This is a genomic window from Ruegeria haliotis (assembly GCF_013377785.1).
Taxonomy (GTDB): Bacteria; Pseudomonadota; Alphaproteobacteria; order Rhodobacterales; family Rhodobacteraceae; genus Ruegeria; species Ruegeria haliotis.
Genome location: NZ_JABXWT010000004.1, coordinates 42,317 through 61,589, shown reverse-complemented (window position 1 = coordinate 61,589; position 19,273 = coordinate 42,317). Strand labels below are relative to the sequence as shown.

General features: G+C 58.0%; 16 protein-coding genes. 10 read left to right on the top strand and 6 right to left on the bottom strand.

Annotation, left to right across the window (positions count from 1 at the left end; translation table 11 throughout):
- The first annotated feature begins 30 nt into the window (after positions 1-30).
- On the top strand, positions 31-1,788 hold the full coding sequence (locus HW561_RS10830; RefSeq protein ID WP_176864583.1) for a type I secretion system permease/ATPase: 1,758 nt from the start codon (positions 31-33) through the stop codon (positions 1,786-1,788).
- On the top strand, positions 1,785-3,155 hold the full coding sequence (locus HW561_RS10825) for an HlyD family type I secretion periplasmic adaptor subunit (protein ID WP_176864582.1): 1,371 nt from the start codon (positions 1,785-1,787) through the stop codon (positions 3,153-3,155). The genes HW561_RS10830 and HW561_RS10825 overlap by 4 nt, the downstream gene beginning before the upstream one ends.
- A 110-nt stretch (positions 3,156-3,265) precedes the next feature.
- Here HW561_RS10825 and HW561_RS10820 read toward each other — a convergent pair whose 3' ends face one another.
- Positions 3,266-3,883 carry a TetR/AcrR family transcriptional regulator gene (locus tag HW561_RS10820; RefSeq protein WP_176864581.1) on the bottom strand — a complete coding sequence of 206 codons (618 nt, stop codon included), beginning with the start codon at positions 3,881-3,883 and terminating at the stop codon, positions 3,266-3,268.
- Between the two features lie 216 nt (positions 3,884-4,099).
- Here HW561_RS10820 and HW561_RS10815 point away from each other — a divergent pair, with 216 nt between their 5' ends.
- From HW561_RS10815 to HW561_RS10795, 5 genes are all read left to right on the top strand, one after another.
- On the top strand, positions 4,100-5,029 hold the full coding sequence (locus HW561_RS10815) for an AEC family transporter (protein ID WP_176864580.1): 930 nt from the start codon (positions 4,100-4,102) through the stop codon (positions 5,027-5,029).
- Between the two features lie 103 nt (positions 5,030-5,132).
- Positions 5,133-5,966 (top strand): S-formylglutathione hydrolase, encoded by an 834-nt coding sequence (gene fghA, locus HW561_RS10810; RefSeq protein WP_176864579.1) that lies wholly within the window; start codon positions 5,133-5,135, stop codon positions 5,964-5,966.
- A 3-nt stretch (positions 5,967-5,969) separates the two neighbouring features.
- Positions 5,970-7,427 carry a Si-specific NAD(P)(+) transhydrogenase gene (gene sthA / locus HW561_RS10805; RefSeq protein WP_176864578.1) on the top strand — a complete coding sequence of 486 codons (1,458 nt, stop codon included), beginning with the start codon at positions 5,970-5,972 and terminating at the stop codon, positions 7,425-7,427.
- Entirely contained in the window at positions 7,424-7,879 is a 456-nt protein-coding gene (locus HW561_RS10800) for a YaiI/YqxD family protein (protein ID WP_176864576.1), read from the top strand. Before sthA ends, HW561_RS10800 begins: the two co-directional genes overlap by 4 nt.
- A gap of 139 nt (positions 7,880-8,018) precedes the next feature.
- Positions 8,019-8,639, top strand: a complete 621-nt coding sequence (locus HW561_RS10795; RefSeq protein ID WP_176864574.1) for an HAD family hydrolase — start codon at positions 8,019-8,021, stop codon at positions 8,637-8,639.
- Position 8,640: 1 nt separating this feature from the next.
- On the opposite strand, the gene HW561_RS10790 is transcribed toward HW561_RS10795, so the two are convergent.
- Entirely contained in the window at positions 8,641-9,882 is a 1,242-nt protein-coding gene (locus HW561_RS10790) for an MFS transporter (RefSeq protein WP_176864572.1), read from the bottom strand.
- 148 nt (positions 9,883-10,030) lie between these two features.
- Between HW561_RS10790 and zapE the strand changes: the two genes are divergently transcribed.
- Positions 10,031-11,092: a cell division protein ZapE gene (gene zapE, locus HW561_RS10785; RefSeq protein WP_176864570.1), complete on the top strand. Its 1,062-nt coding sequence runs from the start codon at positions 10,031-10,033 to the stop codon at positions 11,090-11,092.
- Positions 11,089-11,994: a bestrophin family protein gene (locus tag HW561_RS10780; RefSeq protein ID WP_176864568.1), complete on the top strand. Its 906-nt coding sequence runs from the start codon at positions 11,089-11,091 to the stop codon at positions 11,992-11,994. Before zapE ends, HW561_RS10780 begins: the two co-directional genes overlap by 4 nt.
- A 21-nt stretch (positions 11,995-12,015) precedes the next feature.
- On the opposite strand, the gene HW561_RS10775 is transcribed toward HW561_RS10780, so the two are convergent.
- From HW561_RS10775 to HW561_RS10760, 4 genes are read right to left on the bottom strand one after another with little or no spacing between them, the layout of a single operon-like run.
- Complete coding sequence (locus tag HW561_RS10775; protein WP_176864566.1) at positions 12,016-13,290, bottom strand: bifunctional folylpolyglutamate synthase/dihydrofolate synthase; 1,275 nt, start codon at positions 13,288-13,290, stop codon at positions 12,016-12,018.
- The gene (accD, locus tag HW561_RS10770; RefSeq protein WP_176864564.1) at positions 13,287-14,219 is read right to left on the bottom strand and encodes an acetyl-CoA carboxylase, carboxyltransferase subunit beta; all 933 of its coding nucleotides are present in this window, start codon (positions 14,217-14,219) and stop codon (positions 13,287-13,289) included. Before accD ends, HW561_RS10775 begins: the two co-directional genes overlap by 4 nt.
- A gap of 59 nt (positions 14,220-14,278) precedes the next feature.
- Positions 14,279-15,181: a CPBP family intramembrane glutamic endopeptidase gene (locus HW561_RS10765; protein ID WP_176864562.1), complete on the bottom strand. Its 903-nt coding sequence runs from the start codon at positions 15,179-15,181 to the stop codon at positions 14,279-14,281.
- Positions 15,168-18,275, bottom strand: a complete 3,108-nt coding sequence (locus tag HW561_RS10760; RefSeq protein WP_176864560.1) for an ABC transporter transmembrane domain-containing protein — start codon at positions 18,273-18,275, stop codon at positions 15,168-15,170. Before HW561_RS10760 ends, HW561_RS10765 begins: the two co-directional genes overlap by 14 nt.
- Before the next feature lie 236 nt (positions 18,276-18,511).
- On the opposite strand from HW561_RS10760, the gene HW561_RS10755 reads away from it, so the two are divergent.
- Positions 18,512-19,273: a DUF6478 family protein gene (locus HW561_RS10755; RefSeq protein WP_176864558.1), complete on the top strand. Its 762-nt coding sequence runs from the start codon at positions 18,512-18,514 to the stop codon at positions 19,271-19,273.

Sequence of the window (19,273 nt, the reverse complement as noted above, 5' to 3'; positions counted from 1 at the left end):
CCCGTTAGCCACACCGGAAAGGGTCCTCACATGTTACAGAAATCCAATCCCGTCCAGACTGCCTGGGCTTCGCTGCGTAAGGGCTTTGTCGCGGTCGCTTTCTTCAGCTTGTTCCTGAACCTTTTGATGCTGGCCGGACCGTTGTACATGCTGCAGGTTTATGACCGGGTCCTGACCAGCCAGAACGTCGAGACACTGATCGCGCTGTCCATTCTGTTGGCTGGTGTGTTCCTCGTCATCGCTTGCCTGGACTTGATGCGGATGCGCATTCTCGGCCGTTTGGCCGCCCGGTTCGAGATGGCCGTGGGGGGCCCCGTTCTGGGTGCCGCGATGCGCCGCCGGGTGCAAGGCAACAGCGAAGCGGGCGAAAATCTGGTCGAGGACGTGAACGGCTTTCGTGAGTTCATCTCGGGCACGACCCTGACCGCCTTTTTTGATGCACCCTGGATACCGATCTATTTGATGGTTCTGTACGTGTTGCATCCCCTTCTTGGCCTGCTCGGACTGTTCGGAGCGATCACCCTGACCATCATGGCGCTGATCAACAACGCCCGCGCACGCGCACCGATGCAGCAGGCATCGCAGGCGCGTGGACGCTCGGATGCTCTGTTCGACACCAGCGACCGCAACGCCGAAGTGGTGCATGCGCTTGGTATGAAATCTGATCTGCTCCGTCGCTGGACGGCTTTGCAGATTGACGCGCATCGGCACAAAACCCGCGCCGCTGATCGCGTTGCCGGGTTCTCGGTGATGTCCAAGACCGTTCGCATGGGCCTGCAATCCGCCATCCTGGGGCTTGGTGCTGCACTTGCAATAACTGGCGAATCCACGGCCGGCGTGATGATCGCCTCTACCATCGTGTTGGCCCGCGCCTTGTCTCCGATTGACCAGTTGATCGGCCAATGGCGCACGTTTCTGGCCGCACGCGGCTCTTACACCAAAATCAAGGCACTGACCGAGGAGTTCGCGGAAACGCCACCCAACCTGCACCTGCCACGCGCCTTCAAGACTGTGGATGTGAAAATCGCGCAGGCCGGACCGCCGCGCGCCATCAACGCCACCGTGCGGGCGATAGATTTCAGCCTTGCCGCAGGGGATGTGCTGGCCGTGATCGGCCACAGCGGCTCGGGCAAAACAACGCTGGGAAAAATGTTGGCGGGTATCTGGTTCCCACAGCGGGGCGAAGTTCTGCTGGATGGCAGCCCGATGTCCAAATGGAACCACGAGGATCTGGGCAAGCAGATCGGCTATCTGCCACAGGACGTGGAACTGTTTGACGGAACCATCCGCGAGAACATCGCCCGGTTCTCGACCGCCATCGACGATGCCGAGGTGCTGCGCGCCGCACGCGAAGCCGGTATCCACGACATGACCAGTGCACTACCTGATAGCTATGAGACCCGGATCGGACATGGTTTCTTTCTGTCCGGTGGACAGCGACAGCGGTTGGCTCTGGCGCGGGCGCTTTATGGTGATCCGTTCGTACTGGTGCTGGACGAGCCGAACTCGGATCTGGATGCCGAGGGCGAACAAGCCTTGCGTGATGCAATCCTGTCGGCACAGGCCCGGGGCGCGATTGCGATTGTCATGACCCACCGCCCGGCCACATTACAGGCCGCCAACAAGGTGATGGTGATGCGCAACGGTACCCAGACCCAGTTCGGTGACAAGGACGATGTACTGAAAGTCAACCGCCGCAACGTGCTGGACAGTCAAGCAAAATCGCCCACTGCCGCGCCAGTGCCGCACCCTGCACCCACAACTCAGATCACAGGAGCTGCCCAATGACACAGCTTGTTCCCCGCAATGCGTCCGGCCATGCGATGTCCGTGCAGGACGCGCAGATGATCGATATCACAGACGCAACCCCGCGCATCGGACGCTATGTGCTGTTCGGGATATGTACGTTGCTGGTTTTTGTCGGCGGCAGCGTTTACTGGGCTTTTGCATCAAAACTTGATGGCGCCGTTGTTGCCCCGGCCTCGTTCGTGGTTGAAGGTGACCGCAAGACGGTTGAGCATCTGGATGGCGGCATCATCCGCTCGATCCTGGTCGCGGACGGAGAGTTTGTTCGCAAGGGCCAACCACTGATCCGGCTCGATAGCACTGATATCGATGTGGATCTGAGCGTTCTGGGCAGCCAACTGGGCGAGCTATCCGTCCGCCGCGCCCGCCTGCTGGCACAAATGGCGGGGCAATCCGGGTTCGATGAATCCACTGCCCTGACGGCCTTCGAAGATGGCATGGACCGGCTGCACTGGTATCCGGCCTACCTGACACAGAAGCAATTGTTCAACGCCGAGGCCCGCGCCCGCCGCACCGAGGCTCAAATCAACGAACAGCGCATCACCGGCCTGAAGGATCAGATCGACGGGTTGAATGAGCAGCGCCGCACGACGCAAAACCAGATCGAGATTACCCACACAGAACTGGCCAACCTGCAATCACTGCTGGACAAAGGTCTTGTGGCGGTCACTCGGGTCAGTGCCCGGCAAATCGAGCTGGAGCGTCTGTCCGGCGTCGATGCCGCGCTGCGCACCCAGATCGCGCAGGCAGAAAACCAGGTGCACGAGCTGAGGCTGACACTGATCAGTCAGCAGAAACTGCGGGACGAAGTTTTCGCCGGAGAGTTGGCGATCGTCGAAGCACAGCTTGATCTGATTCGGCCACAATTCGCGGGCAGTTCTGAGCGCCGCAAACGGATCGAAGTCGTAGCCCCAACCAGTGGTCGTGTCGTAAACCTTGGTGTTTCGACAACGGGCGGCGTGATCCGACCCGGCGAACGCATCATGGATATAGTCCCTGCTGATCAGGCACTCATCGTCGAGGCGCGGATTAAAACCGGCGATATCGACAAGCTGAGGGTCGGGCAGGCAACCCGTATCCGGCTGTCCGCGTTTGCCCAAGCCGACGTCCCCGAGGCCAGCGGTCAGATCTTTGACATCTCAGCCGACGCGCTCGAGGACGAACGCACCGGCGAGGCTTACTTCAAAGCGCGGGTCAAGCTGGACGCCGAACAGCCCGACGCTGTCACCGCGCTGGAGTTGGTTCCGGGCATGCCCGCCGACCTGTTCGTCAATACCGGTGAACGCGCCGTGATTGCCTATCTGGCGCAACCCATCAGCGACCGTCTGGCCAAGACCTTTATCGAATAAGGATTTTTCAAATACCTATGCCTTTCAGGGAACCTTTACCGAGTAATACATTTTAATGAGTGAGAGATGGTCTGTGCCCCAAAATCCGGCGTGGACCATCTATTTTTTAGTCAAACGCCGTAGCGGGCCATGAACATGTCCACTGCCTGCAGCGCGACCTCGTCTATCTCGGTTTCGCTAAAGTCGTTCTGTATCCCAAAGGCCGCGCGGGTCCAGATCCGCACCTTGCAGAGTTCAGAGAATTGTTCCGCAGCTATATGGACATCCTCGATCACCAACTCGCCTTTGAGCACGGCCTTTTCCAGATACTCCGCCATCTGACGCTGCCCGTTCTGCGGCCCGGCCTCGTAAAAGGCCTGCCCCAGTTCAGGGAACCGGTCCCGTTCGGCGACGCAAATCCGAAAAACCTGCTGCGCGAAATCCGAGACCAGAAAGCGCGTCAGCTGTCTGGCCGTGATCGTCAGAACCTCGCGTGCGGGTTTGGTTTCGTCGATCATCGAAATAACACGTTCCGCCATACGGCTGCATTCGGTCTGGGCGACCTCCATGAAAAGCAGGCGCTTGTCCGGGAAATAGCTGTACAGCGTCGCCTTGGAGACGCCCGCCGCGCGTGCGATGTCATCCACGCTTGCCCCTTCAAACCCATCCGCCATGAAAACCTCGCGGGCCCCGCGCAAAACCTGGTCGAATTTCCGGCCTGTGCGCAGGATGGTGGCGGTCTGGGTCATGTCATCTCCTCAGATAGGGGGTGGAATGCAGCTTATAAACCGCTCGGTTCAGATACAACGATTCTCAGGACATTCAGGCAGGTTGGCCCAGGATTCCCGACATTTTCGACCAAACTTGCGCCCGCTGAACAAGCACCGCGACATATTCGATGCAATAATAATCAGCGTCCAGTCCGAGCGCTTGCGGCAAGCTCAAACCATGCTAGGACTTTGCGCATGGTCGAGATTTTTCTGCGCACGCTTCCCTTTTTTGCGATCATCGGCCTGGGTTATTGGGCTGGGCGCACCCGATTTTTCACTGCCGAAGCCACGGCCTACCTGACAAAGTTCGTATTTTATTTCGCATTGTCCGCGATGTTGTTCCGCTTTGCCGCCACCCTACCCTTTGCCGAAATTTTCAATGGCAGGCTGATCATTGGCTATCTGATCGGAACTGCCGCCGTTTATTCGGTGGCCACCTGTGTGGCGTGGCTTCGAGGCCTCGACATTCCCACCGCCGCCGTCGAAGCACAGTGTGCCGCCATCGGGAACGTCGGATTTCTTGGGTTACCCATGCTCGCGCTGCTGTTTACGCAAGCGGCCATCGGGCCGGTGATGCTGGTACTGACGGTCGATCTGGTGGTCTTTTCATCTCTGATCGTCATCCTGATCAATGGTGGGCGGGACGGAAGATTGACGCCTTCCACGTTTCGACTGATCGGATTGGGCTTATTGAAAAACCCGATGATCGTGTCCATTTCTGCGGGCCTTATCTGGTCAGCATTGCAAGTTCCGGTTCCGGAGCCACTGAACGATTTCCTGACCATTTTGGGCGGAGCAGCAACCCCCGGAGCTCTGTTCGCCATCGGCGCATCTCTGGCGGGAAAATCGGCGGAACGGGTGCAGGTCGCGGGCTGGCTTAGCTTTTGCAAATTGGTCATCCACCCGGCCTGCGTGGCCATTGCGCTGATCTGGTTGATCCCGATCGACACCTTCCCCGCAACCGTCGCCATCGCAGCTGCGGCACTGCCGGTTGCAGGCAACGTCTATATGTTGGCCGCGCATTACGGGGTAGCACCGCACCGGGCATCGGCTGCGATATTGCTTTCGACCATGGCCAGCATTCTGACAGTGCCTCTGATTATCGCCTGGGTCGGCACTCCGTAGTCTTCATCTTTTCGAAAAATACTCACGCCGAAGGCGCTCGGACTTTACGCCGGGCCCTTGGATCGTTAGCCATGTCGCAACTCTAACGTAAGGACGAAGCCTGATGGAAACCCTTTCGGAAAATGCATGTTTTGGCGGCGTACAGGGCGTGTACCGCCATGCCTCCTCGACCTGTCAATGCGATATGACCTTTGGCCTGTTTCTGCCCGCCGAAGCAAAGGACGGCCCTGTTCCGATCCTGTGGTATCTATCTGGCCTGACCTGCACCCATGAAAACGCCATGACCAAGGCCGGAGCCCAGACCTGGGCGGCCGAGCAGGGCATCGCTGTTGTGTTCCCCGATACATCGCCGCGCGGCGAAGGTGTGGCCGATCACGCGGATTATGATCTTGGCCAGGGCGCCGGGTTTTATGTAAACGCAACTCAGGACCCCTGGGCGCCACACTTTCAGATGTGGGACTATGTGGCAGAAGAGCTGCCTGCCCTGCTGGCCGAGAACTTCGCCATCGACAGCGACCGTCAGGCCATTACCGGGCACTCAATGGGCGGCCACGGCGCGCTGACGCTGGCGATGAACCTGCCGGGACGGTTCCGCTCGGTCTCGGCCTTTGCGCCGATTTCCAACCCCACCGGCGCGGATTGGGGACGCAAACAGCTGAGTGCTTATCTGGGTGAGGATGAGGCCGCTTGGGCCAAGCACGATGCGTCCCTGATGATGAAGGAAACCGGCTTCGATGGCCCGATCCTGATCGACACTGGGGCCGACGACCAGTTCATCGACCTGCTGCGTCCCGAAGCGCTGGCACAGGCCATTGCCGAACGTCGTCAGCAGGCGATCTATCGACTGCAGCCGGGCTATGATCATTCATATTTCTTTGTGTCCACCTTCATGGAAGACCACGTCACCTTCCATGCCGAGGCGCTGTACGGAGACTGATTGATGAGCAAATATGATTACGACCTGATCATTATCGGGTCCGGCCCATCAGGGCGCTCGGCCGCAATTCAGGCAGGCAAGTTGCAGCGACGCGTTTTGGTGATTGATCGCAAAGACCGCTTTGGCGGGGTGTCCGTCCATACCGGCACGATCCCGTCCAAGACCCTGCGCGAGACCGTGCTGAATCTGTCCGGCTGGCGCGAGCGCAGTTTTTATGGCCGTTCCTATCGGGTCAAGGATCAGATCCGTGCCGAGGATCTTAAGGCTCGCCTCCATATGACACTCGATCACGAGGTCGATGTGTTGGAACACCAGTTCAACCGCAACCACGTTGAAACCCTGAACGGGCTGGCCACGTTCGTCGGGCCGCACGAGGTTGAGGTTGCCACCGATGCGGGCGAGACCACGCGCCTGACCGCAGCCAAATTTCTGATTGCGACCGGGACCAAGACCTATCGCCCGGACTATGTTCCCTTCAACGGCAAGACGATCGTTGATGGTGATGACTTTCTGGAAATGGCGGAAATCCCGCGCTCGTTGGTGGTGATCGGCGCCGGGGTGATCGGCGTTGAGTACGCCACCATGTTCTCGACCCTGGACGTGCGGGTGACGCTGATCGAGCCGCGGGACACGTTTCTGGACTTCGTCGACAGTCGGTTGATCCATGATTTCACGCATCAAATCCGCGAAAACGGTGTTGATCTGCGATTGGGATCGGCGGTCGAAAAAATCGAAGATGCAAATGGCCATGTCGAAGTAACGCTTGAAAACGGTCGCCACGTTCGCGCCGAAATGCTGTTGTTCGCCGCCGGGCGCATGGGCGCTACTTCTTCGCTGAATCTGGACGCGGTTGGGCTGGAAACCGACCATCGCAACCGGATCAGCGTAGATCGCAAGACCTATCAGACCGCCGTGCCGCATATCTATGCAACCGGTGACGTGATCGGGCATCCTTCGCTGGCCTCGACTTCGTTGCAACAGGGGCGCGTGGCCGCATGCCATGCGCTGGAAACGCCGACCTTGCCGGAAAGCCCGTGGTATCCTTATGGCATCTATTCGGTGCCCGAGATTTCCACTTGCGGCATGTCCGAAGAGGAATTGCAGGAACGCGGCATCCCCTATGAGGTGGGCGTTGCACGATTCCGCGAAACATCGCGCGGACATATCATGGGGTTGGAGCATGGCATGCTGAAGATGCTGTTCTCGCTGAAAACCCGCCGGGTGCTGGGCGTGCAGATCGTAGGCGAAGGCGCGACCGAGCTGATCCACATCGCGCAGGCGGTTCTGAACCTGAAGGGCACCGTGGACTACTTCGTGCAGAACACGTTCAACTATCCGACCCTGGCCGAGGCCTACAAGATCGCCGGTCTGGACGCGTTCAACCGCATGCCGATCCCCGAAGAGTTCAAAGTGCGCAAGAAAGCCGCAGAACCCGCCAAGAAGGAGGCCAAAAAGGCGTGACCACGGTTTATATCGATGGCGATGCCTGCCCGGTAAAGGCCGAGGCCGAGCGGGTTGCAACGCGGCACAAGATACCGGTCGCGCTGGTGTCGAACGGCGGGTTGCGGCCATCGGCAAACCCTTTGGTGCAGGTAGTCATCGTCGCGGAGGGCGCGGATGAGGCGGACAAGTGGATCGCCGACCGTTGCGGACCCAAAGATGTGGTCATCACCTCGGATATTCCGCTGGCCGCGAAGTGTGTCGAGGCCGGCGCGCGCGTGTTGCGCCCGAATGGCGAGGCGTTCACAGCGGCCAATATAGGCCAGCAGCTTGCGATGCGCGATCTGATGGCAGACCTGCGCGCCGCCAATCCGTTGGGGGCCGGAGGTGGCGGGAAACCGTTTGGAAAGGCGGACCGGTCGCGTTTTCTAGACGCTTTGGAACGGGAGATACGCGCGGCCAAACGAGGGTAACGCTCCCGCCAAGAAGAAGGGCATCACAGATGCACCTCTTACCGTTGGGCCAAGCAGCGCTACGCGCTGCGGTTGAACCTTGAACATTCGTACCGGGATTGGTTCAGTCACGGCACGAACCCAACAACAGGATCGTCATATGTCTGTAGAAGCCGTTGTTTTCGATATCGGCAACGTTCTGATCGAATGGCAACCCGAACGCTATTATGACCGCGTGATCGGCGAACAGCGCCGCCGCGCCATGTTTGCCGAGGTTGACCTGCATGGCATGAACGATCTGGTCGATCAAGGGCACCATTTCACCGACACGATCTATCACTGGGCTGAAAAATATCCTCAATGGCGGGACGAAGTTCGGATGTGGCACGACAATTGGATCGAGCTTGCCGCGCCTGCGATTCCACACTCAGTGCGCCTGCAGCAGGCATTGCGGGCCAAGGGCATCCCAGTCTTTGCGCTGACCAATTTCGGGGTGCAGAATTTTGACTATGCAACCACAGTCTATCCGTTCCTCAACGAATTCGACCGGCAATATGTCTCGGGTCGAATGAAAACCGTCAAACCTCATGTACCTATCTACGAGATGGTCGAAGCCGACTGCGGCGTGCCACCCCACGCCTTGCTGTTCGCCGATGATCGGATCGACAACATCGAGACCGCACGCGCGCGCGGATGGCAAACGCATCACTTCCAGGGGCCTCAAGGTTGGGCGGACCGGCTGGTGACCGAGGGGTTGCTGTCCCCAGACGAGGCCACGTAGATCAGGCTGCGGCTGGCGTCGCGCTGCGGTTCTCGCGGATCGGCAGGTGGACAATGGCACTGAAAGCTCCGATGGCAACGCCGATCCACCATACCGCAGTGTAGTCTCCGTATTGGTCATACAGGCGGCCACCCAACCAGATACCCAGAAAACTGCCGATCTGATGGCTGAAGAAGATAATGCCGTAGAGTGTTCCCATGTACCGCAGACCGTAGAGATGCGCGACCAGCCCCGAGGTCAGCGGTACAGTCGCCAGCCAGAGCGACCCCATCACCAACGAGAAAGCGATCACCGAGAGCGGTGTAATCGGAAAAATGATAAACGCCGCCGCCGCAAGCGTTCGGAACGTGTAGATAGTGGCCAGCAGGTACTTCTTGGGAAAGTGATTGCCCGCCCACCCGGCGAGAAGGGTACCACCAATATTGGCGAAGCCGATCAGTGAAATGGACACGGCGCCAAGGGCGGATGTTGTCGTGATGCCGATGGAATGCAAGACTCCGCCAGGCTGGATTGGCCCACACATCTCGGTCACGAAGGCCGGGAAATGGGCTGTGATAAAACCAAGCTGATAGCCGCAGCTGAAAAATCCCAGAAAAATTAGCGCATAAGAGGGATCGCGGAGTGCTTTCCCAAGGATCTGACCCATGCTTTCTTCCAGCTCGACCCTGCTGATGGGTTGCGGGGCGCGCATGAATGGCAGCGTCAATATCAGCGCCAGAATCGCAATTGCGAAGACGATAAAGACGTGTTGCCAGGGCAGAAAACTCAGCAGCCATTCAGCAATCGGCGCACCAAGAACCTGACCAAAGCTACCGGCTGCGGTGACGATGGCCAGAGACATGGATCTGTTTTCGTCGGAGGACGCGCGGGCCACTACGGCCAGAACAACACCAAACCCGGTTCCCGCGATACCAAACCCGACCAGCCACGCATACATCTGATGCTCGAACGGCGTGACGGACCATGCCGACAAAACCATACCAGCGGCATAGGTCAGCGCCCCCAGAACGATTGCGCGGCGGTCACCTACCTTTTCGGCAATGGCGGCGAAAATCGGCTGTCCAATGCCCCATGCGAGGTTCTGGATCGCGATAGCCAGTGAGAAATCAGTGCGCATCCAGCCGAATTCGTCAGCGACCGGGATCTGAAACACGCCGAACGAGGCCCTCACGGCGAAATTCACCGTGATGATGATGCATCCAACGATCAGAATTGGATTCAGCAAACGGACAGATTGGGGCATAGGGGCCTCGGAGGTTCAATTGCATAACATTAAGAGGTTTGAATCCAGGGTCAAATCAGCAGATTTGCGGCCACGGATAAGCAAAATTGATGCGCCGTTCAAAATGGTTTCTTTTCAAGGCGCAAGCCGGAAGGTATGGCTCGGGCTTATGACGGATCTGATTTCGCTATACGAGGCCCGCATCGCCGAGGGCACCTTGACCCGGGACGACGCGCAAGACGCTGTTCTTCCACATTTCGAGCGCATTCGAACCGCCCTGGCTGAGCCGGTAAAGCGGGGTTTCTTTCGCAAAGCACCGCCACCGCCCAAAGGTCTTTATCTGTGGGGTGGTGTCGGACGTGGCAAATCCATGCTGATGGATATGTTCGTAGATACGTTGGGCGACATTCCGGCACGCCGCGTCCATTTCCACGCCTTCATGCAGGAGATCCACGCAGGCATGCACAAGGCCCGAAAGGACGGTGTCGAGGATGCACTGGCGCCGGTGGCGAAAGAAGTTGTGAATTCCGTTCGGCTGCTGGCCTTTGACGAGATGCAGATCACGGACATCACGGACGCGATGATCGTCGGTCGCCTGTTCGATTTGTTGCATGACGGCGGTGTGGTGGTAATCACAACATCGAACCGTCATCCGGATGACTTGTACAAGGATGGGCTGAACCGACAGCTGTTCCTGCCTTTCATCGCCCATATCAAGGAGCAATTGCAGGTTTGGGAACTGGTCTCACCCACGGATTACCGCCAGAACCGGCTGAAGGGTGAGCCAGTGTATTTCTCTCCGATCGGTCCGGAGGCGCGGCAGAGCATTCGCGCAGTGTGGAATGACCTGGCCGGTGGCCCCGCCGATCCGTTGGTGCTGCAGGTCAACGGGCGTGCTGTCGAGCTTCCAGCGTTTCGAAACGGCGTGGCGCGGGCCTCGTTCTATGATTTGTGTGGCCGAATGCTGGGGCCTGCCGATTATCTGGCCATTGCTGAAGAAGTGAAGGTTCTCGTGCTCGAGGACGTTCCGCTCCTGTCGCGCAACAACTTCAACGAAGCTAAGCGATTCGTTACCCTGATTGATGCTCTATATGAGGCCAAGGTGCGTTTGATCTGCTCTGCGGCCGCAGAGCCCGAGATGCTGTATGTCGAAGGCGAAGGTACGTTCGAGTTTGAACGCACAGCCTCGCGCCTACGGGAAATGCAGGATCAGAATTGGGGTCAGGAATGATTCTTCGGGACACTCCCAGCAGGTGGGAGATCTTTCTGATCCTGAACGGTTCGATCGTGCCACAAATTCTGCCCAATATCATCGGCGCAGCAATGTGGGCCCTGATCGTTCTGCTGCTGGATCAAATGGTCAGCTGGGTGCCGCGCATCTCAATCGGAGTGATGGGGGTATTCGGCCTGTCTTTGTCTCTATTTCTGGGTTTCCGCAACAACGCGGCCTACGACCGGTGGTGGGAGGCGCGTAAGATCTGGGGCAAAATGGTCGCGGATGTCCGCAGTTTCGCGCAAGAGCTGCGGATTTTCGCGAATAGCCATGAAGACGAAGAATTCATCCTGACCCATATTCTGGCCTTTCATCATCTACACCGGGGTCAATTGCGCAGAGACGATGTCCGGAATGATGTCACGCATTGGGTCGGCACAGACGCGGCAGAGCCCCTTATTGCGGATGTGAACGCCCCGAATGCGGCGCTGCGGGCCATTTCCGGTCGATTGCGCAAGATGTCTGAAGCGCGCAAGATCGACGGGTTTGGGCAGAAGGCGCTGGCGGAACGATTGGCGTGTTTCCCGGCGGCTCAAGCAGGCAATGAACGATTGCTGACAACGCCCCTGCCCTTTGTCTATTCCTTGTTGGTTTGGCGCACGACCTACCTGTATTGCCTGTTGTTGCCTTTTGCCCTGTTGGACAGCGCTGGCTGGTTTGAGCCGCTGGTGGCAGCCGTGGCGGCTTATGTCTTTTTTGGTCTCGCGCAGGTGACGCATGAGCTGGAGCACCCGTTCCGCGACAAGGCCGCGGGCATTCCCTTGTCAGCCCTATGCCGAACCATGGAAATATCAGTGTGCAACGCGCTTGGTCGCCCCGCACCCGATCGGCTTGAGCCAGTCAATTACATTCTTGAATGAGGGTCGAGGCCGAAACCGGTCCTATCCGTTTTCGCGTAGAATGTTGCCAGCCAGATAGAGAGAACCGCAAATCAGAACGCGAGCCTGCGGGTCTTTTTCAACAATATCCCTCAGGGCTTCATCCACACTGGCAGCCGTCGATGTTGGCAGACCAACTTTGGCAGCGGCAACAGCCGTCTCTTCGGCACTGAGTGTGTTTGCCTCGCCCGGTATCGAGACAGCGGTCAGGCTTTGGGCCTGCTTGGCCAGCGGGGCCAGATAGCCAGTAACGTCCTTTGTGTTCAGCATACCGCAGATCATATGGGTCGGACGTTGGGGAAGCTTGGCCAGAACATCAGCCAGAGCGAGCCCCGCAGCAGCATTGTGGCCACCGTCCAGCCAGAGTTCTGCCTGTGGTGCCGATTGCACAAGCGGCCCGGTTTTAAGGCGCTGCATGCGGGCGGGCCATTCGGCGCCGGTTACAGCAGCCTCATAAGCGGCATCGCCCAGTTGTAGATAGCGCAGAACGGCAAGCGCAGCACCAGCATTCTGGATCTGATGCGCGCCCAGCAAATTCGGAAGCGATAAATCCCGCAGGCCGGTTTCGTCCTGATAGATCAGACGGCCATTTTCCTCGTGCACATGCCACTGTTGGCCATACGCGATTAGCGGCGCACCCAGGCGCGCGGCAGTGCGTTCAATAACGTCCATCGCCTCATCCGGTTGAGGGCCGACAACGCAGGGAACGCCCCGCTTGATGATGCCGGCCTTTTCCGCTGCAATCTTTGCAAGCGTATCGCCGAGAAACTGTTCGTGATCGATCGAGATCGGCGTAATGACCGTCAGCGCGGGTTTGTCGATGACGTTGGTGGCGTCAAGACGCCCGCCCAATCCAACCTCGAGCAGAGTGTAATCCGCTTTTGACCGAGCAAAGGCCAGCAAGGCGGCACAAGTCGTGATCTCGAAATATGTGATGTTCTCGCCATTATTGGCGGCATAGCATTCGTCAAGAACACCACTCAGATCGGGCTCGGAAATCAACTCTCCAGCCAAACGGATACGCTCGTGAAACCGCGCCAGATGTGGTGAGGTATAGGCATGCGCGGTCAGTCCTGCGCCCTCAAGCCCGGCCCGGATCATCGCCTGCGTCGAACCTTTACCGTTGGTTCCGGCGATATGGATCACGGGCGGCAGCTTGTCCTGCGGATTGTCCAAAGCGGCCAGCAGGCGCCAGACCCGATCCAGTGTCAGGTCGATAATCTTGGGATGCAGTGCCATCATCCGGTCAAGGATAAGGTCGGATGTCGGCGCGGTCATTCCTGACCTGCGTCCTCAGCTGGAGCGTCTTCGGCGGGTGCCTCGGGTTCAGGCGCTGGCAGATCGCCTTTGACCGCTGGCGGCAGATCCATCAGCATGCGTGTGATGGTAATCAGCTCATCCCGCATCTTGGTGCGATTGATGACGCGATCCAGCATGCCATGATCCAACAGGTATTCGGCGCGCTGGAACCCTTCGGGCAGTTTTTCGCGGATTGTCTGTTCAATAACCCGGGGCCCGGCAAAACAGATCAATGCGTTGGGTTCGGAAATGTGCACATCCCCCAGCATCGCATATGAGGCCGTAACGCCGCCCGTGGTCGGGTGGGTCAGGACGACGATATAGGGCAGGTTCGCCTCTTTCAGCATCTCGACCGCAACGGTGGTCCGGGGCATCTGCATCAGGCTTAGGATACCTTCCTGCATGCGCGCGCCGCCCGCAGCCGAGAACAGGATCAGCGGCCGCTTCAGCTTGACCGCTTCTTGGGCCGCCGCGATGATGGCATTGCCGACATACATGCCCATCGATCCGCCCATGAACGAGAAATCCTGCGCCGCCGCGACGATCGGCGTCCGGCCAATCTCGCCTGCAGCGACCAGCATCGCCTCTTTCTCACCCGTTTTCTTCTGCGCTGCTTTCATGCGATCGGGATACTTTTTCTGATCGCGGAATTGCAGTGGGTCGTCCTTGGGGGCGGGAACATTCACCTCGGTAAAGATGCCGCCATCAAACAGATGGTTGAAACGGTCACGTGGCGTGATGGCCATGTGATGATCGCATTGGGTGCACACATTCTGATTTTCCGCCAACTCGCGGTGAAACAGCATCGTTCCGCATCCGGTGCACTTGTGCCAAAGATTTTCCGGCACTTCGCGGCGCGAAAAGATCGAGTTGATCCGGGGGCGGACGTAGTTTGTGATCCAGTTCATATCGGAACCTTGCTGATGCGGCGTTGACGTCAAATAAGACGCTACGGCAGGAATTGCAATCAGCGCCTGATAGCAAGGCGCGCGGTCAGCCAGCAGACAAGCATCACTGCGAAATCCACATACAGCCAGGGCCGCAACATTTCGGTATCCGCCATATCAATGGGCAGAAGAAACAGCGCAAGCCCGCTGAGGTTGCCGGGCAGAGAGATGAGCAACAGCGCAATGACATTGTTGAAGAAATGCAGCGCAATAGCCGGCCCCAATGTTCCAGCCCTTGCCGTGAGGTCCGAGGCGAGCAGACCGAAAAGGCAAGACCACGCGGCGATCAACAGCGCATTATCCCCGGCTGCGGCAGGTGCATAGTGGCCAGCCGCAAACAGAACAGACGGCAACCCCATCCAGATGACCGGCGACCGGAACCTTGCTGCCAGAGACTGCTGGATATACCCGCGAAACAACACCTCTTCGGAGCTGATCTGAATCAGCACCGCAGCGGCAGAGAATGGCAACAGGAACAGCCAGGTCGACAGAGCCATGTTCTGCGTCAGCGGCGCACCCATGTCATAGGGCGGTAACGCTGCGACCAGCACACCCAGGATCAGCAGCGCCCGAAAAACCTGCCAGAATTGACGCAAACCTTGGCTGTAGGGGCCCAAAATCGAGCTCAGAGACCGATTGTGTAATTGCCGTGCGACGACGGCAACCCCAAGAGTTACGAACCCAAAACTGGACAGCAAGACAAGCATGGCCAGAGGGGATGCACCTTGCAGAAACTCCACGGCCCAGTCATTCGGACCCAACCCTGCAACCACAGCGATGAAAACCAGGTTCAGCGCCGTGATAAAAAGTCCGATCAGGACCAGGCCAACCAACAGGCGCCAAAGTTCGGGTCTGGCGCGCGCTGTCCTGACCAACTGTTCGTGCGCTGAATACGCAATGGGTGCGTTTTCAGGCATTGTCATCCACACCCTCGACTTGAACCGCGGCTGAAACCTCTGGGAACACGTCGCCCGGCTCTCGGGCCGCATTGATTCTGTGGGACAGGGTCGTCAGATACCCGGCCACCGTCTGCAACAGTTGTACAGCTACCGAAGCATCGCTTTCGATCACGGCCCGTAATTCCTCGGCCCCGATCCGCAGGAAGGAGCAATCGTTGATCGCCACCAGATCCAGTTGCCTCGCTTCACCCGTTATGATGGACAGATCCCCAATCAGGCGCCCCGGTTCGATGATGGAAATTGGCCTCTTGCGGCCATCTTCGTCCGACAAGTCCAGTTGGGCCTGCCCTGAGATGCACAGATACGCGGCGTCCGGCATCTGGCCCCGAGCGAAGATCACCTGCCCTGCGGCGACATCGTACCATTGGGCCGAGAACGCCAGCAAACGCTGGTTCCGGGCATCGATACCCGAAAACAATTCTGTCGCAGAGATCACCTCAAGCTTTCGGCTCAGATCAGCCGAAGCCCCCTCTTCATGAACAATCGAAGTTCTCGAGACACCATCGATACGGCCATCCTTGATCTCGACAAACAGATCGTATGCTTCGGGATGGGCAAAATGATCCTCCATGAAGATCATGATCGAATCGGGCAGCAGCTCTCGCAGTTTCAACCGCGTGCGCAACCGGCTTTCCGAGTCGTGACTGGCCAGAGCTTTGTCCAGGATCAAAACATCTGGGCGCTTAATCCCGGCGCGTGAAAACGCGGCACGTTCCTGAAACACCGTTGGCAGGTTGTTTCCACCCAGACCCGACGGCAAATCATAAATGATTGCAGCCGCCCTGCGGCGCAAGCCGGCCTCGTTCATTGCCGCGGCCACAACATCTTCGATCTCTTCCATATGCGCCCCGGCCATCAGTGAAACCCGCCCATAGAGCGCGTTTTCCATGACCGACAGGCGCGGGATGTAGATATCGGGTGACACGGGGATAAACATGCCGTTCATCGCATTGCGTAACCGGTCGGCCTGCCCCTTTCGGATCGTCAGGATCTTGTCTTTGTACTCGTCAGGGAAATCGGGTCCGATCTGTTCCGCCGTCAACAGGAACGGCACTGTCAATAGTAAGGAACGTTCTTCAACGCTCAACGAGGCTTCGCCCTTGGCCTTGCGACTGTCTTCGATATCCAGCAACCGATGATACATATCCTTGGACATGCCCAGCCGCAAAAACAGAGGGTGGTCGGTGCCGTCCCGGCCAAACGTCTGGTTCAGCGTTTCCAGAACAGCGTTCGAGATGCTCATGGCGTCGTCCGCCAGGTCATGCGCGCCAAGCATCGACAAGAAGCGCCCGTCACCGGCTAGAATGTCCGGAGAGATATCTCGTGACGGCGAAGCAAACAGCAAGTTGCCGCCCAACGGTACAGCCGGGTTAAAACGGTCCGGATCGAACCGATAGACATATCGATCCAGATCTTTTTCACGCAGCCGTTCGGCGACAGTCTCACGCAGGTTGATGATCTCTTGCGCCAGAACGGGATGCAATTGAGGGTCGAACTGAGTGCGCAATGTTCGGCGGAACATGAACTCGTCGATGCCCATCGCCTCGACCAATTGAAACCACCAATCGCGGATATCGTCGATATCATCCAATCCAGCCAACCCCGGATTGATCCATTCGTCCGACAGCGAATCCGGCGGATTGCCCGCGCGGACAGCTTCGATCTGCCTGCGGGACGGGGCCTTGGTGGCGTCAGCTTCGTGTTGTGGCCGGGTGCGCAGCGGCATCATCAGGTTGTCACCCAGCGTCCCGTCAAACAGATAGGGCCGCGAGTAGGCATACCCGATCCGCGCCGCGATCACGGACTGATGCAGATCCCGCAAATTATGCCCGCCCATAACCACATCGCCCTGAACCGGCAGCAGCTCTCGTGTCAGCAGCTGACCCAAGGCATTACGTTCCGAGGCATGGGTCGATTGGATTGCCACGCGTGCGCCTGCAGGAATAGTCAGATCGAGATCTTCCAGAATGGTTTTGCCATCATTGTCGCGCACTGTGACATTGCGAAGCTCGATATCACCGGACAGATGCGGGATCGTGTCGGGCTCACCTTCGAAAAGACGCTCAGGGATCATGTTTTTGGGCGCGAAGCGTTCCGTCACGATTTCCCAGCGCAACGACATGTCCTGCACCTGGTTGTAATAGGTCAGCAGATCCTTCCACGGACCGCTCAGATCCTTGTACGCCCCAAGCGCCGCCACCAGAGCACCCACCGTTACCTCACCTGTGATCGCCAGATAGCCGCCGACCGAGTAGAACAGGAACGGCGTCATCTGAGTGATCAGATTGTTGAGGAACTTCATAAAGAATTTCTTGTTGTAGATCTTGAACCGGATCTCGAACAAGGTGCCCAAACGATGGCTGAACTGGGCCAACCGATACCGCCAACCGCCATTGGTGCGCAGGTCGCTGATCCCCGCGGCGCTTTCCCCGATTTCCGAGCTTAGGTGCCGAACCTCTTGAATGCGTTCTTTGTTCAACAGATTGATCTGGCGTTGTAGCTTCGGGATCAGCCAGGCCTGCAAGGGGATCAGCGCGATACTGGCAAGGCCAAACCACACGCTCTGCATGAACAGAAAAGTAACGATAGTCATCATCTGACCGAACTGAAAAACCGGCTGCGCGATGGCATCGCCCATCAACCCGCCCATCGGCTCGGCCTCGGAGGTGATCATCGACACCAGTTCACCCTGGCTGGTGGTCGCAAAATAAGCCTTCGGAAACCGCATGGCGCGATGAATCAGCGTGAATCGCAGGCGACGCAGCATGCGTTCTGCCAAAATGCCCTTCATCGTATTGATCCGCATTTTCATCAGCCCGCTGGCGATCACTGTCGCCAAAAAAGCAAAACAAAGGATCAACAAGTACTGCACCTGCGTCACCGTAAAGCCCCAGATCGTCACAGTATCGCCGGGCGCACCGATAGCGTCGTTGATGATCTGTTTGGGTAATTCCAGCGAGGCATAGAGAAACGGAAACGACAATACCGTCAGAAACAACAGAACAAGCTGCTGTTTCTTCGAGTGTTTCCAGATGAACGCGAACAGAGTGGGTTCCATACCGGGGCCTTGTCTTTAATGAAGTTGATACGCGGCGGTTCTGGGGATGACCCACTTTTGTCAAGTGACAGACGGTAAGCACTGACCCGGCGTATTGCAAGAATGGACACAGGCTCTTGTGCGCGTCCAACCCAAGCGATTCACATTTGGGGAACACGAATCGACCATTGTTTCATTCCGGGTTTGTCCCGCACTCAGTCTTTGACTAAAGAGGGTCAACTTTGGACGATGGGGCCATGGGCAGGATTCTTGACCGCTTTATTCACCGCAAGGTACTGGGACGCTGGGGCAAAGCCGCGCAACAGGCAGCGGATGCGCCGCAGTCACAACTGCGCCTGCAACGCGATCAGGCGCGCAGTCTGCGCATGCATCTGGATCGTTTGGTGCATGTCGCCGATGGTCGCCTGGCCAGACCTCAGATCGGATCGGCACAGTTTCCAAAGCCCGTCGGCACGGACTGGAGCTGGCGACCGGATTTATGGCGGGGACCATTGGCGCGACCCGGCATCGCCTCGGCATCGCGCAAGGCAACAATTGACCAGCAGGTGACGCTGTTTCACGATTGCCCCCAATCGGAAATTGCTGTCCGGCAAATCCGAAACAGGAAAGAAGGCGATCTCGCGCCCTTCAGTCTGGCACTGGAAGTGTTCAGTTTTGAAGGCTCTTTCTTGTCGCTTTCAATCGAATTACCCAATGAGGCCGCGCAGGATCTGACACGGCAACATCTGATGCGCATAGATGCCCTGATCGACAGCGAACGGGCGACAGACGTTTTCGCCCGCCTCAATATCCAACACGGGCCCAACACCGAACAGGTGTTACGCAAGATGGATCTGTCAGCCTCATCAAATGTTGTGGATTTCGATCTGGCACATCTTCCCCTGAATGAACGGCGCATCGAAAAGATCTGGCTGGACCTGATTTACGATAGCCCGCGGATGAACCGTATCGTTCTGCGCGACCTGACCTTTTGCCGCCACCACCGAGCCGATTTGTGA